This window comes from Roseinatronobacter alkalisoli (assembly GCF_028745735.1).
Taxonomy (GTDB): domain Bacteria; phylum Pseudomonadota; class Alphaproteobacteria; order Rhodobacterales; family Rhodobacteraceae; genus Roseinatronobacter; species Roseinatronobacter alkalisoli.
Map to the genome: position 1 here is coordinate 23702 of NZ_JAQZSM010000001.1, position 12171 is coordinate 35872.

Here is a 12171-nt window from a genome sequence, read left to right on the forward strand (position 1 = left end):
GACCGATGTCAGGGAAATTGAAACATATTGCCCGCATCCGACACGTCCGCGTGAGTCTGTTGTAGCAAATCTTGTCCTTGGCAATACGCCCTCACATTTATGAGAGAGAAAGAACTGGAGGATATTCAATGCCCAAGCTGAACAAGGTGCTGTTGGTTGATGACGATGACGATCTGCGCGAAGCGCTGTCGGAACAACTTGTCATGACCGACGAATTCGATGTGTTCGAGGCCGCGAACGGTGCCGAGGCGATGGACAAGGTCCGCACCGGCCAGTTTGATCTGGCGATTCTGGATGTCGGTTTACCTGACACGGATGGCCGCGAATTGTGCAAACGCATGCGCAAGGCCGGTTTCAAGTCACCGGTCATCATGTTGACAGGACATGATTCGGATGCAGACACCATTCTGGGGCTGGATTCGGGCGCGAATGATTACATCACCAAGCCGTTCAAACTGCCGGTTCTGCTGGCCCGCCTGCGCGCACAATTGCGCCAGCACGAACAGTCGGAAAATGCGGTGTTCCAGCTTGGACCCTATCTGTTCAAGCCCGCGCAGAAAATGCTGATCGATGAGAATGAGCGCAAGATCCGCCTGACGGAGAAGGAAACCAATATCCTGAAATTCCTGTATCGCGCGCCCGAAGGGGTGGTTCCGCGCGATGTGCTGCTGCACGAAGTGTGGGGTTATAACGCCGGGGTCACCACGCATACGCTGGAAACCCATATCTACCGCCTGCGCCAGAAGATTGAACCTGATCCGTCCAATGCAAGCCTGCTGGTGACGGAATCGGGCGGGTATCGTCTGGCAGCCTGAACACTGAGAAACTGCCTTATTGTTGCCCATATTGGCGGCAATACTGGCATACAGAAGCGATTGTTTCTTTCTCTCCTCCCTCCCTCCCTGATGGTCCGGACATTATGTCCGGACCTTTTTCTTTGCGGTTCAGGGTTGTCGCGCGGGCCTGCACTGTGCATGAAGGGGCAATCAGCCGGAGTTTACCATGCCCTTTACCCTTGCCACCTGGAATATCAATTCTGTTCGGCTGCGCGCTGAACTGGTTCTGAAATTGCTGCGCGAAGAAGCGCCCGATATCCTGTGTCTGCAGGAATGCAAAAGCCCTGTAGACATGATTCCATTCGATCTGTTTGCGCAGGCGGGCTACGGGTATTGGGCCGCGCGCGGGCAGAAAGGGTATAACGGGGTTGCCATCCTGTCGCGCCTGCCGCTGGCGGATGCGGGGCATATCGACTGGTGCACAAAGGGCGATGCGCGGCATGTGGCAGCGCGGCTGGAAAACGGGGTCATCATTCACAACTGCTATATTCCGGCAGGCGGCGATGTGCCTGATCGCACCGTGAATGAAAAATTTGGTCACAAGCTGGATTACTTGACAGAATTGCGCGACCATTTTGGCGCAAACCGGCCCGAAAAATCGATTCTGGTGGGTGATCTGAACATCGCACCACGTGAAGATGACGTCTGGTCGCACAAGCAGCTTCTGAAAGTGGTCAGCCATACCCCGATCGAGGTGGCGCATCTGGCGGATGCGCAGGAATCCGGCGCATGGGTGGATATCACCCGCGCGGATATTCCCGAAGGGCAGCTATATTCGTGGTGGTCCTATCGCGCGCGCGACTGGGACGCTGCGGACAAGGGGCGTCGGCTGGACCACATCTGGGCCAGTCGTGACATATCGGCGGCAGGGCACGGGTCGCGCATTCTGCGGGATGCACGCGGCTGGACACAACCATCCGACCACGCGCCAGTTTTCGCGACCTTCGATCTGTAGGTCGCGCAAACCGGCAGATCGGGCATATGCCCGTCAGAAATAATCCGCGGTGAAATTCTCTAGCACGATGCGCCACCAATCGAAGGTGTCGTCCAGATTTTGCGTACTGACACCACCGAACAGGTTTACGTCCCATTCGATGACAGGATCGTCTTCAAAGTCCAGATAGGCTTTGCCGAAGCGCTTGTCCTGATTCCACAGGTTCATGTCGTCAAGTGTGATGTCACCGGGGTTTTTCCAGCCCGCCCGGAACTGAACCGTCGTGCAATCTGCCCCGTTGGTGCAACCATAGAAATTGACCGTATACATAACCCCGTCAATCCGACCCAGGATCTGCGGATCCCCGACATTGTCGGACTGGATGGTGGCGGACCCGTAGCCGCGCGCGATATTGGCTATGGCATCGACATCGCCCGCGTCGATCAGGGATTGGGCTATGGCGGCAGGGGCAAGGGCAAGACTGCCCGCAAATGCAATAAGTGTCGGGATCGCGGACATACGCATGAGATAAAATCCTTGTGATGAGTACCTAATGCGTAGCACCGCCTGTCGGTATCAGGCAAGTGGCATTTGATCGCCGTGGTGCAGGAATGCCCCTTGTGCTGCAGGGCCTTGCTGCGCCATGGTCTGGCGCATGTCAGATTTTGTTTACGCCCCGCCCCCCGACGCGCCAGTGATCCTGCATCAGGATGAGGATGTCGTTTTTGTCGATAAACCCGCGGGCCTGTTATCCGTGCCCGGCCGGGGGCCGGACAAGGCGGATTGCATGATTAGCCGTCTGGCGCGGATTTACCCTGACATCCTGTTGGTACATCGGCTGGATCTGGATACATCGGGGGTTATGGTTTTCGCGCGCACATCTGCCGCACAAGCCCATCTGGGGCAGCAGTTTGAGGGGCGCAAGACCCGCAAGTATTATATCGCGCGTGTCGCAGGTCATGTTGACGGGACCGAAGGGCATGTGGACCTGCCCTTGATTGTGGACTGGCCCAACCGTCCGTTGCAGAAAGTCTGCCACGACACCGGGCGCCCCGCCCAGACGGACTGGAAACTGATCCGCCATGAAGAGGGTGCATCGCGCTTGCGTCTGACGCCGCTGACCGGGCGCAGCCATCAGCTGCGCGTTCATATGCTGGCCATCGGGCATGTCATTCTGGGGGATACGCTATATGCGACCGGGGACGCGCTTGGATATCCGCGACTGATGCTGCATGCGCAATCCTTGCGGCTGAAACACCCGGCGACGGGGCATAGCATGACGATAGCGGCCCCGGTTCCGTTCTGAATGCCTGACGGGCACGCGATACGAAAAAGGGGCGCAATTTGCGCCCCTGATTGTATTGGATCAAGCTGACCGGCGGTGACGGTCTTTGCCGCCGGATTGCCCGGCGGGTTTGCCCGGTCCCGTGCGCTTGCCAAAGCTTTTCTGGCGCGGTTTGCGGTTTTGCCCTTCATCGCCGGCGCGTTGCTGCGGGCGGCCACCACCACGCTGCGGACCACGTTTCCGCGCTGCTGCGCGCGCCGGGCCTGCCAGATCATCGGCCCATGGTGTGCCACCGGCTACAGCCAGTTCAATCCGCATCAGTTTTTCGATGGCGCGCAGATCGCCCATTTCGGCGGGCGCGCAAAACGCGATGGCGCGACCCGTCGCACCTGCGCGGGCTGTGCGGCCAATGCGGTGAACGTAGTTTTCCGGCACTTCCGGCAGGTCATAGTTATAGACATGGCGCATGTCGGGAATATCGATGCCGCGTGCCGCAACATCGGTTGCGACCAGAACCTTGACCTTGCCTTCGCGGAAGCCCTGCAATGTGCGTTCGCGTTGCCCCTGACTTTTGTTGCCATGAATCGACCCGGTCGGAATGCCCCAGTCGTTCAGCAGCTTCATCAGTTTTTCGGCACCGTGCTTGGTGCGTGAAAACACCAGCGCCAGTTCGTCGGGATGGGTTTTCAGATACCCTTCCAGCACGCGCGCCTTGTCACCCTGAGGCACAAAATGCACGGATTGGTCGATCTTGTCGGCGGGGCGGCCCGGCGCGGATACCTGAATGCGCTCAGCGCGGTCCAGATAGGCATCTGCGATTTCGTTCATCTGCTTGTTCATCGTCGCCGAGAACATCAGCGTCTGGCGTTCCTTCGGCAACAGCGACGCGATTTTGCGCAGCGCATGGATAAAGCCCAGATCAAGCATCTGGTCAGCTTCGTCCAGAACCAGCATCTGCGTTGCGTGCAGGGTCAGCGCGCGCCGTTCCAGCAGGTCAAGCAGACGGCCCGGTGTCGCCACCAGAATATCGCAGCCCTTGGCCAGTTTCTGGATTTGCGGGTTCAGGCCCGCGCCACCGACAACGCGCTGAACCTTCAGCGGGGTCTTGCGGGCAAAGCCATCGAGTGTTGTCGCAATCTGGGTAACCAGTTCGCGCGTCGGCGCAAGGATCAGCGCGCTTGTGGTTTTGGGTGCGGGGCGTTCGCTGCCCAGCAGCGCATGCATGACAGGCAGGCCAAAGGCCAGCGTTTTGCCGGTGCCGGTCTGGGCAAGCCCCAGAATGTCGCGGCCTTGCATGATCATCGGGATCGCGCGGGCCTGAATTGGGGTTGGGGTGCCGAAGCCCTGGGCTTCAAGGCTTGTCATCAGCACGGGGCGCAGCCCGAACATGGTAAAATCAGTCAAAATCAGTCCTCTCACGGCCTGTCCGCACAGGCGTAGTGCCCCTGACAGGGCAGGGGCGGGTTTGGGGGCGCATGTCGGATGCGCCGCCCCCCACGCGTGATGTCGGGAAGCAATGGTCGGGCCTCATGCCCTGCCCACAACGGATCGAATGCTCACGCGGCAAGTTGTAGGTGCGTTGCAAATGGGGGGCATGCGCCCGAAAGTCAAGGCTTTATACCATCGGGGCGGGTCAATGCGGGTCCGGCTGGCGTGCGGAAAGGGCCAGAATACCGGCCAGCGCGCACATGGAAATGGGGAACATGGTGAAAACACCAAAGCCGAATGTGACATACATGCCAATGCAGGAAATCAGCAGCAAAACCCCGCCCACCACATTTGACGACCGCGCCATAGCGCCGCCCGCGATGGCCAGAACCGGCGCAACAAGGCTCATCACGCGGATCAGGCCCATATTTGCCACGCCGCCCGTGATATCGGCAAGTTCGGGATAGCGAATCAGCAAATCCGTGTACCCGAAGCTGAAAAAGCCGATCAGCATGCCCCAAAGTCCGCCGATAAGGCCCAGTACCAAAGCCGCGTTACGCATAATCAGGCATCCTTCTGAAAAATTGGTCATTTGGCCGTCATGCCTGTCACATATACGCAAAACTCTTGCGTTTTAACCCGCATATGGCAGGATCAGGCTGGGATGACAGACTTTCTACGACCGCCTCTGTTTTCGCAGCCGGCACTAGAAGACCTGGCTGAACGACCCGAAGGCAATTCCGCCAAGGGACAGAAATGCGGAGTGAACAGATGCCCACAGGCACAGTCAAATGGTTCAACACCACCAAAGGATTCGGTTTTATCGCACCTGACGGGGGCGGCAAGGACGTATTCGTGCATATTTCTGCGGTGGAGCGTGCGGGCCTTACCGGTCTGGCCGACAACCAGAAGATTGCATATGAACTGAGCGCCGGGCGGGACGGCCGTGAATCGGCGAGTGATCTGAAACTGCTGTAGCGGCACAGGCCCTTTCCCTTGCCGCTGCGGCGCGCAGGGGAAAGGGCGTGCGACCCGTGTTCAGACCCCAAGCGCGGCCTGAACATCCGGTTTCCAGCCCAGAAATACAGCACTTCCCGTGTCGATGACCGGGCGTTTCATCAATGTGGGATGCCCGGCCAGAAGGTCTGCGGCAGGGCGGTTTCTGTCGTCGTCGGATAATCCGCGCCAGGTGGTCGATGATTTGTTGACCAATGCATCCCCGAAAGCGTCCAGAAACCGTGCGATCGTTGCGCTGTCCAGCGGGCTTTCACGCATGTCGTGGAATTGCGCATCGGGCAGGGCCTTGCGGGCCTTGCGGCATGTGTCACAGGTTTTGATCCCATAGATTTTCAGTGTCATGTCGTTCCCTTTGGCTGGATTTCGGGCGATATAGACGCGGCGAACAACTTATCGCAACATATCAGGGTTGCGCGGCGTCGAATGTCGCGCATGTCTGGTCCAGAAATCGCCCGCGGGCTGCCGGACGTTCCATCATCAGTTCATGCAAGGCACCGTCAAACATGTCCAGTTGCCCTTGCGGCCATGTGGCCATCCGCGCATGGATGGCATCGTCTGATACAACGCGTTCGCGCGTGCCCAGCCCGCAATAGGCCGCCATTGCGGGCGATGGTGATCCGGCAAGGGCGGTCGTTTCAGCCAGTGCGGCCATCAGCCAGCGCAGCGATGGTGCCCCCAACCGCAATTCGGGGTGGGCCTGAACCTGCCGCTGCATCCATTCATAGGTGGCGCGGTCGCTGGTCAGGTCGTTGTTATCGAATGAATTTTCCCACAGCCGGAATTCTATCCCTGCGCCGGGCACTTCGCGCAGGACCAGTTTTGTCAAACCCAATGTGGGGCGCGATACCGCGATCATCCAGCGCAGGGTGTTGCTCAGGGGCAGACCCCACATTGGCGCGCTGAAGGACACGGCGCGCGCGGGAAAGCCATTCACAAGCGCCCGCAATGCGATGCAGCCACCCATCGAATGCGCCAGCACAAAGCGTTGGGCATCAGGGGCATGCAAGTCCAGAAACTGCCGGAAAACAGCAACATCGCGTTGAAAATCCGCAAAATCAGGGACGTCACCCAACAGGGGCGTGTCACGCAACCTGTCGGACAGCCCCTGCCCGCGCCAGTCAATCACTGCCGCGCCATACCCCCGACCGGCAAGGTCGGTGACGATGCGGCCATATTTTTCGATTACTTCAGTCCGGCCGGGAAAAATGGCCACCATGCCGCGCGGACCGGCGGGCCATAAGGCCAGCCGTATGCGCGTGTCGTCATCGGCCTGCGCCCACACCACCCTTTCAGGAGGGGGGGCATCAGCAATTTCTGCGTGAAAGGGGGCGGGGGTCATCAGCCTTAGCTGAGTGCTGCGCCAAGCTTCATCGCCATGCCCATATTCCCTTCGATCTTCAGTTTGCCGGACATGAAGGCCATGGTCGGGTTTACGTCCCCTTCGATAATGCCCTGGAATGTTTCCGCGCTGGCAATCATGGTCACATCGGTGTCGTCATCGCCTTCGCGCACGCCCGATTCATCAACGACAATGCTGCCCTCGCCTTCGATCCGGAATTTTGCGCTGCCCTCAAACCCGTCCCCGAGTTTGTCTGACAATGCGGCAATTGCGTGGGTCAGGATGTCGCTCATGTTTTGCTCCGATTTGTGATCGCCGGGCAGTGGAAATACTGCTGCGATGCGTTACACTGCGTACTATGACCATTCAGCGAAACATTCTCAATCCTGTCGTTGCGGCATTTGTGTTGCTTGCCCCTGCTGCGGCGGCGGACACACATGGTGGTGATGTCCCGGAATTGCTGGAACAGTTGCGCGATCCTGATCTGGAAAACTGGCAGCGCGTTGAACGGCAGGTTTTCCGCGAATGGTCGCGGTCGGGGTCTGCCAGCGCGGATTTATTGCTGCAGCGAGGGCGCGATGCGCTGGAACGCGGCGATGCGGCTGCAGCTATTGATCATTTTTCCGCCCTTATCGACCATGCCCCGGATTTCGCCGAAGGCTGGAATGCGCGCGCCACGGCCTGGTTCATGGCGAGGAACTATGGCCTTGCGCTGAATGACATACGCGAAACACTGGCACGCAATCCGCATCATTTCGCGGCCCTTATCGGGCTTGGGCGTATCATGGAAGACCTTGAACGTCATGATGATGCCCGCCGCGCATGGGAAGCGGCGGCGGCTATACATCCGCATCGCCGTGACGTAAAAGCGGCGCTGGAGCGGCTCACGCGGAAGCTGCAGGGCACCTCTCTCTGACAGGGCAGGGGTGCAAGCCGGGGGTTGGCGGATGAATATTCGCGCAAATGCGCGCGTGGTTGCCGTGCTTGGCCCGACCAATACCGGCAAGACCCATTACGCAATTGAACGTATGCTTGCCCACAGGACGGGGGTTATCGGTCTGCCGCTGCGCCTGTTGGCGCGCGAAGTCTATGACCGCATTCTTGCCCTGCGTGGCCCCGATTGCGTGGCCCTTATTACCGGCGAAGAACGTATCGTTCCCGACCGCACCCAATACTGGGTCTGCACCGTCGAGGCGATGCCGGTCGAGATTGGCGCCGATTTCGTTGCCGTGGACGAAATACAGCTCTGTGCAGACGCTGACCGCGGGCATGTGTTCACCGACCGGCTGCTGCATGCGCGGGGCCTGCATGAAACGCTGTTCATGGGGTCAGACACGATGCGATCGGCGATCGCCGCGCTGGTTCCGGGCGTACAGTTCCAGCGGCGCGAACGTCTGTCGCAACTAAGTTATACAGGGTCAAAGAAAATCAGCCGCATGCCGCCGCGCAGCGCGATTGTCGGGTTCAGTGTTGAAAATGTCTATGCCATTGCCGAACTGATTCGCAGACAGAAGGGCGGCTGCGCTGTCGTCATGGGGGCGCTGTCGCCGCGCACCCGCAACGCGCAGGTGGCGCTGTATCAGAATGGCGATGTCGATTTTCTGGTGGCGACTGATGCGATTGGCATGGGGTTGAATCTGGACATCAAGCATGTGGCCTTTTCGGCCACGCATAAATTCGATGGCCGCCGCATGCGCCCGCTGAACCCGGATGAACTGGCCCAGATTGCAGGCCGCGCCGGGCGCTACCAGACCAGCGGCAGTTTTGGTGTGACAGGCGAAGCGCGGCCCTTGGCTGATGAAGTGATCACTGCGATCGAGAATCATGAATTCCTGCCGGTGCGCAAACTGCAATGGCGCAATGCGCGGCTGGAATTCGGGACAGTGGCGCGGCTTATTGCCTCGCTTGAAGGGCAGACGCAGAATGACTGGCTGACCCGTGCCCGCGATGCTGATGACCTGACCGCGCTGAAAACCCTTGTCGCACAACCCGAAACGCTGGACCGGCTGACTGGCCCGCCGGATGTGCGCTTGCTGTGGGATGTGTGCCGCATACCGGATTTTCGTGGCATTTCAGGGGCTGAACATGCTGGTCTGCTGACGCAGGTGTTTGAATTCCTGCAAGGCGCCGGGCGCATCGATACCGACTGGCTTGCGCGCAATATCCAGCGCATTGATCGCATTGATGGGGATATTGATGCATTGTCGCGCCGGTTGGCGTATATTCGCACATGGACATATATTGCGCAGCGCAAGGGCTGGGTCGATGACGAAAAGCATTGGCGCGGGGCGACGCGCGCTGTAGAAGACCGCTTGTCGGATGCATTGCATGACCGGCTGACGCAGCGATTTGTTGACCGGCGCACCTCGGTGTTGATGCGGCGGTTGAAGCAGAAGGAGAGCCTTGTGGCTGAGGTGAACGACAAGGGCGAAGTGACCGTTGAGGGCGAACTGATCGGACGGCTGGAAGGGTTCCGCTTCCGTCAGGACAAGACCGACAGCCCGGACGAGGCAAAGACATTGCGTCAGGCGTCGCTTTCCGCGCTGGTACCGCTGTTCCATCTGCGGGCAGACAAATTCTATAATGCCCCCGATACTGAATTCGACTTCACCGAACAGGGTGGGTTGATGTGGGGCGATACGGCTGTCGGCAAGCTGGTCAAGGGCGATGACGCCATGCGCCCGCAGATCACCGCATTCGTCGATGATGAAGCGGGCCATGACGTGGCCGAAAAGGTGCGCCGCCGCCTGCAGCATTTCATGGATCGCAAGATCGCGGCGCTGTTTGAACCGCTTCTGAACATGTCGCGCGATGAAACCCTGTCGGGGCTGGCCCGCGGCGTGGCCTTTCAGCTGGTAGAGGCGATGGGCGTTATCCCGCGTGAACAGATCGCGCAGGACATCAAGGCGCTGGATCAGGATGCGCGCGGAATGTTGCGCAAGCATGGGGTGCGATTCGGCCAGTATACCGTTTTTCTGCCGTTGCTGTTGAAACCCGCGCCGACGCGGTTGCGGCTGGTGCTGAAATCGCTGGCTGAAGGGCTGGATGAATTCCCCGAAAGCCCGCCCGCCGGTCTGGTAACCATCCCGCATCTGCCGGAAATACCAACCGCGCATTACAATATGTCGGGCTATCGTCCAGCCGGTGCGCGCGCGATTCGCATCGACATGCTGGAACGGCTGGCAGATCTGCTGCGCGCCTGTGATAGCCGTGCCGGGTTTGAAGCAACGCCTGACATGCTGTCGATTACCGGCACCACGCTGGAACAGTTCGCTGACATGATGCAGGGGCTGGGCTACGCTGCCGAAAAGGGCGAGCGCGTGAAGGTGAAACCGGCTCCGGCACCCGCCAAACCTGCTGACGCGGCCGCGGATACAGTGGAACCGCCCGCAGAAGGGGATGATGACCTGTCTGCAAGCGTGACGCCCGACAGCGCCCCCGCCGACACGCCAGATGCCGAAGAAGCTGCGCAGGCAACACCCCAGCCGCAGGCCGAAGCGCCCGAAGAACAGCATGAGGTGTTCTATACCTTCACCTGGGCACCCCGCCCGCGGCGTGACGCGCGCGCCCCTGCGCGCAAACCGCAACAGGACGGGCGCAATGATCAGCGCAAATCGCAGGGACAAAAACCTAAAGGCGGCAAGCCCAAGGGCAAGAAACCCGAAAACAAGCCCCGCGATTACAGCGCCGGTCCCCGCAAATCCGACCGCATCGATCCCGACAATCCTTTTGCAGCCGCGCTTATGGGGCTGAAAACCAAGGAGTGATCGCGCGTGCCCGCTGCCATGTCCCGCGAAACGATTCGTCTGGACAAATGGCTGTGGCATGCCCGTTTTGTCAAAACCCGGTCGCTGGCCGTCAAACTGGTGTCCGGTCCGGGTTTCCGGGTGAATTCAGTGCCGGTGTCGAAACCTGCGGTGAAGGTGGGTGCAGATGACGTGCTCAGCTTTTCATTGGGTGCGCGGGTGGTGGTGGTGCGTGTGCTGGATTGTGGCACGCGCCGTGGCCCCGCACCTGAAGCGCAGTCCTTGTACGAAGATCTGTCACCACCGCCCCCACCCAAAGACCTGTCGCGCCCTGTGCCTGTTGCTGGCGGGCGGCCAGATAAGCGCGACCGTCGTCGATTTGCCGCATCTGCACCAGATCGGCTTGATTGATCGCAAGCGCTGGATTATGTCCCCTTCGACACTCTGCCCGTCATAGGCGGCAGGGGTGACGTTCAGACAGAAGGACCGGATCTGATGACATATGTGGTGATCGACAACTGCATTGCCTGCAAATACACCGATTGCGTGGAAGTATGCCCTGTCGATTGCTTCTATGAGGGCGAGAATATGCTGGTTATTCATCCGGATGAATGCATCGACTGCGGCGTATGCGAACCCGAATGCCCCGCAGATGCCATCCGGCCTGATACAGAGCCTGACATGGAAGACTGGGTTGAGTTCAACCGCAAATATTCGGAAATGTGGCCTGTCATCGTCACCAAGAAAGACCCGCTTCCCGAAGCAACGGACCGCGACGGCGAACCGGATAAGCGCACCAAGTATTTTTCCGAAAACCCCGGTGAAGGTGGATAAGGCCCGCGTGGCACTATCGCGGCGTTTTTACCTGATATTTGCGGGCATTTGATCAAGTCGCTTTGATTCGCGGCAATTTTGTGATATAGAATCAATACAAGATGAAACCGTCCCGAACCGGCAGCGCTGTCACCTGCCGTTTTTTTGTCCGCGATTTGCAGATGCTTCAGGGAATTATTTTCCTGACGTGTTTCTTTTTGTGTGACATGGGGGCCTGAAGGGAAAAGCTGAATGTCCAAATCGAAAAAGTCCGAGTTTCGCCCGAATGAATTTGTTGTCTATCCTGCCCATGGGGTCGGACAGATCATTTCTATTGAAGAACAGGAAATTGCCGGTCTGAAACTGGAACTTTTCGTCATTTCCTTTGAAAAGGAAAAGATGACATTGCGCGTGCCGACCAACAAGGCCGCCACAGTCGGCATGCGGTCGCTTTCCTCGCCTGAGATCGTGGACAAAGCGCTTGCAACCCTGAAGGGCAAGGCACGTGTCAAGCGGGCCATGTGGTCGCGCCGGGCGCAGGAATATGAACAGAAAATCAATTCCGGCGATCTTCTGGCGATTGCAGAGGTGGTGCGCGACCTGCACCGCAATGATGACCAGCGCGAACAATCCTATTCCGAGCGTCAGTTGTATGAAGCTGCGCTGGAACGTCTGACCCGCGAAGTTGCCGCTGTTGCCGGTGGTGATGAAGTGATTGCACAAAAGCAGGTCAGCGATGTTCTGGTGTCGCGCGCAGCCTGAATCGCTGCCAA

General features: G+C 59.0%; 15 protein-coding genes. 9 read left to right on the forward strand and 6 right to left on the reverse strand.

Translation table 11 applies throughout. From position 1 onward, the window contains the following. Positions 1–128 precede the first annotated feature (128 nt). Together PUT78_RS00180 and PUT78_RS00185 are read left to right on the forward strand one after the other, a co-directional pair. On the forward strand, positions 129–815 hold the full coding sequence (locus PUT78_RS00180) for a response regulator transcription factor (protein WP_274349970.1): 687 nt from the start codon (positions 129–131) through the stop codon (positions 813–815). 187 nt (positions 816–1002) lie between these two features. Next, complete coding sequence (locus tag PUT78_RS00185; protein WP_274349971.1) at positions 1003–1791, forward strand: exodeoxyribonuclease III; 789 nt, start codon at positions 1003–1005, stop codon at positions 1789–1791. 33 nt (positions 1792–1824) lie between these two features. On the opposite strand, the gene PUT78_RS00190 is transcribed toward PUT78_RS00185, so the two are convergent. Next, positions 1825–2295 carry a YbjN domain-containing protein gene (locus PUT78_RS00190; RefSeq protein WP_274349972.1) on the reverse strand — a complete coding sequence of 157 codons (471 nt, stop codon included), beginning with the start codon at positions 2293–2295 and terminating at the stop codon, positions 1825–1827. 130 nt (positions 2296–2425) lie between these two features. On the opposite strand from PUT78_RS00190, the gene PUT78_RS00195 reads away from it, so the two are divergent. Beyond that, positions 2426–3076 carry a pseudouridine synthase gene (locus PUT78_RS00195; RefSeq protein ID WP_274349973.1) on the forward strand — a complete coding sequence of 217 codons (651 nt, stop codon included), beginning with the start codon at positions 2426–2428 and terminating at the stop codon, positions 3074–3076. 60 nt (positions 3077–3136) lie between these two features. Here the strand turns inward: PUT78_RS00195 and PUT78_RS00200 are convergent, their stop codons facing one another. Both PUT78_RS00200 and PUT78_RS00205 read right to left on the reverse strand, forming a co-directional pair. Further along, entirely contained in the window at positions 3137–4459 is a 1323-nt protein-coding gene (locus tag PUT78_RS00200; RefSeq protein WP_420793431.1) for a DEAD/DEAH box helicase, read from the reverse strand. 229 nt (positions 4460–4688) lie between these two features. Beyond that, complete coding sequence (locus PUT78_RS00205; RefSeq protein ID WP_274349974.1) at positions 4689–5045, reverse strand: hypothetical protein; 357 nt, start codon at positions 5043–5045, stop codon at positions 4689–4691. 209 nt (positions 5046–5254) lie between these two features. On the opposite strand from PUT78_RS00205, the gene PUT78_RS00210 reads away from it, so the two are divergent. Further along, on the forward strand, positions 5255–5461 hold the full coding sequence (locus PUT78_RS00210; protein WP_274349975.1) for a cold-shock protein: 207 nt from the start codon (positions 5255–5257) through the stop codon (positions 5459–5461). A gap of 60 nt (positions 5462–5521) precedes the next feature. Here PUT78_RS00210 and PUT78_RS00215 read toward each other — a convergent pair whose 3' ends face one another. The 3 genes from PUT78_RS00215 to PUT78_RS00225 form a co-directional block, all read right to left on the reverse strand. Further along, on the reverse strand, positions 5522–5842 hold the full coding sequence (locus tag PUT78_RS00215) for an arsenate reductase family protein (protein WP_337994650.1): 321 nt from the start codon (positions 5840–5842) through the stop codon (positions 5522–5524). A 61-nt stretch (positions 5843–5903) separates the two neighbouring features. Then, a complete protein-coding gene (locus tag PUT78_RS00220) occupies positions 5904–6839 on the reverse strand; it encodes an alpha/beta fold hydrolase (protein ID WP_274349976.1) in 936 nt (311 codons plus the stop codon). A gap of 5 nt (positions 6840–6844) precedes the next feature. After that, on the reverse strand, positions 6845–7132 hold the full coding sequence (locus PUT78_RS00225; protein WP_274349977.1) for an SCP2 sterol-binding domain-containing protein: 288 nt from the start codon (positions 7130–7132) through the stop codon (positions 6845–6847). Positions 7133–7197: 65 nt separating this feature from the next. Here PUT78_RS00225 and PUT78_RS00230 point away from each other — a divergent pair, with 65 nt between their 5' ends. The 5 genes from PUT78_RS00230 (at position 7198) to PUT78_RS00250 (ending at position 12160) form a co-directional block, all read left to right on the forward strand. Beyond that, positions 7198–7755: a tetratricopeptide repeat protein gene (locus tag PUT78_RS00230; protein ID WP_274349978.1), complete on the forward strand. Its 558-nt coding sequence runs from the start codon at positions 7198–7200 to the stop codon at positions 7753–7755. Positions 7756–7786: 31 nt separating this feature from the next. Next, positions 7787–10606, forward strand: a complete 2820-nt coding sequence (locus PUT78_RS00235; RefSeq protein ID WP_274349979.1) for a helicase-related protein — start codon at positions 7787–7789, stop codon at positions 10604–10606. An 18-nt stretch (positions 10607–10624) separates the two neighbouring features. Further along, on the forward strand, positions 10625–10996 hold the full coding sequence (locus PUT78_RS00240) for an RNA-binding S4 domain-containing protein (RefSeq protein ID WP_274350459.1): 372 nt from the start codon (positions 10625–10627) through the stop codon (positions 10994–10996). Positions 10997–11080: 84 nt separating this feature from the next. After that, complete coding sequence (gene fdxA, locus PUT78_RS00245) at positions 11081–11419, forward strand: ferredoxin FdxA (protein WP_274349980.1); 339 nt, start codon at positions 11081–11083, stop codon at positions 11417–11419. A 231-nt stretch (positions 11420–11650) separates the two neighbouring features. Beyond that, on the forward strand, positions 11651–12160 hold the full coding sequence (locus PUT78_RS00250) for a CarD family transcriptional regulator (protein WP_274349981.1): 510 nt from the start codon (positions 11651–11653) through the stop codon (positions 12158–12160). Positions 12161–12171: the final 11 nt, after the last annotated feature.

Bases quoted from the DNA above. Each gene is read 5' to 3' on its own strand.
- PUT78_RS00250 (WP_274349981.1), top strand. From the start codon at position 11,651: ATGTCCAAATCGAAAAAGTCCGAGTTTCGCCCGAATGAATTTGTTGTC.
- PUT78_RS00205 (WP_274349974.1), bottom strand. From the start codon at position 5,045: ATGCGTAACGCGGCTTTGGTACTGGGCCTTATCGGCGGACTTTGGGGC.
- fdxA (WP_274349980.1), top strand. From the start codon at position 11,081: ATGACATATGTGGTGATCGACAACTGCATTGCCTGCAAATACACCGAT.
- PUT78_RS00190 (WP_274349972.1), bottom strand. From the start codon at position 2,295: ATGCGTATGTCCGCGATCCCGACACTTATTGCATTTGCGGGCAGTCTT.
- PUT78_RS00180 (WP_274349970.1), top strand. From the start codon at position 129: ATGCCCAAGCTGAACAAGGTGCTGTTGGTTGATGACGATGACGATCTG.
- PUT78_RS00235 (WP_274349979.1), top strand. From the start codon at position 7,787: ATGAATATTCGCGCAAATGCGCGCGTGGTTGCCGTGCTTGGCCCGACC.
- PUT78_RS00225 (WP_274349977.1), bottom strand. From the start codon at position 7,132: ATGAGCGACATCCTGACCCACGCAATTGCCGCATTGTCAGACAAACTC.
- PUT78_RS00215 (WP_337994650.1), bottom strand. From the start codon at position 5,842: ATGACACTGAAAATCTATGGGATCAAAACCTGTGACACATGCCGCAAG.
- PUT78_RS00230 (WP_274349978.1), top strand. From the start codon at position 7,198: ATGACCATTCAGCGAAACATTCTCAATCCTGTCGTTGCGGCATTTGTG.
- PUT78_RS00185 (WP_274349971.1), top strand. From the start codon at position 1,003: ATGCCCTTTACCCTTGCCACCTGGAATATCAATTCTGTTCGGCTGCGC.
- PUT78_RS00195 (WP_274349973.1), top strand. From the start codon at position 2,426: ATGTCAGATTTTGTTTACGCCCCGCCCCCCGACGCGCCAGTGATCCTG.
- PUT78_RS00210 (WP_274349975.1), top strand. From the start codon at position 5,255: ATGCCCACAGGCACAGTCAAATGGTTCAACACCACCAAAGGATTCGGT.
- PUT78_RS00220 (WP_274349976.1), bottom strand. From the start codon at position 6,839: ATGACCCCCGCCCCCTTTCACGCAGAAATTGCTGATGCCCCCCCTCCT.
- PUT78_RS00240 (WP_274350459.1), top strand. From the start codon at position 10,625: ATGTCCCGCGAAACGATTCGTCTGGACAAATGGCTGTGGCATGCCCGT.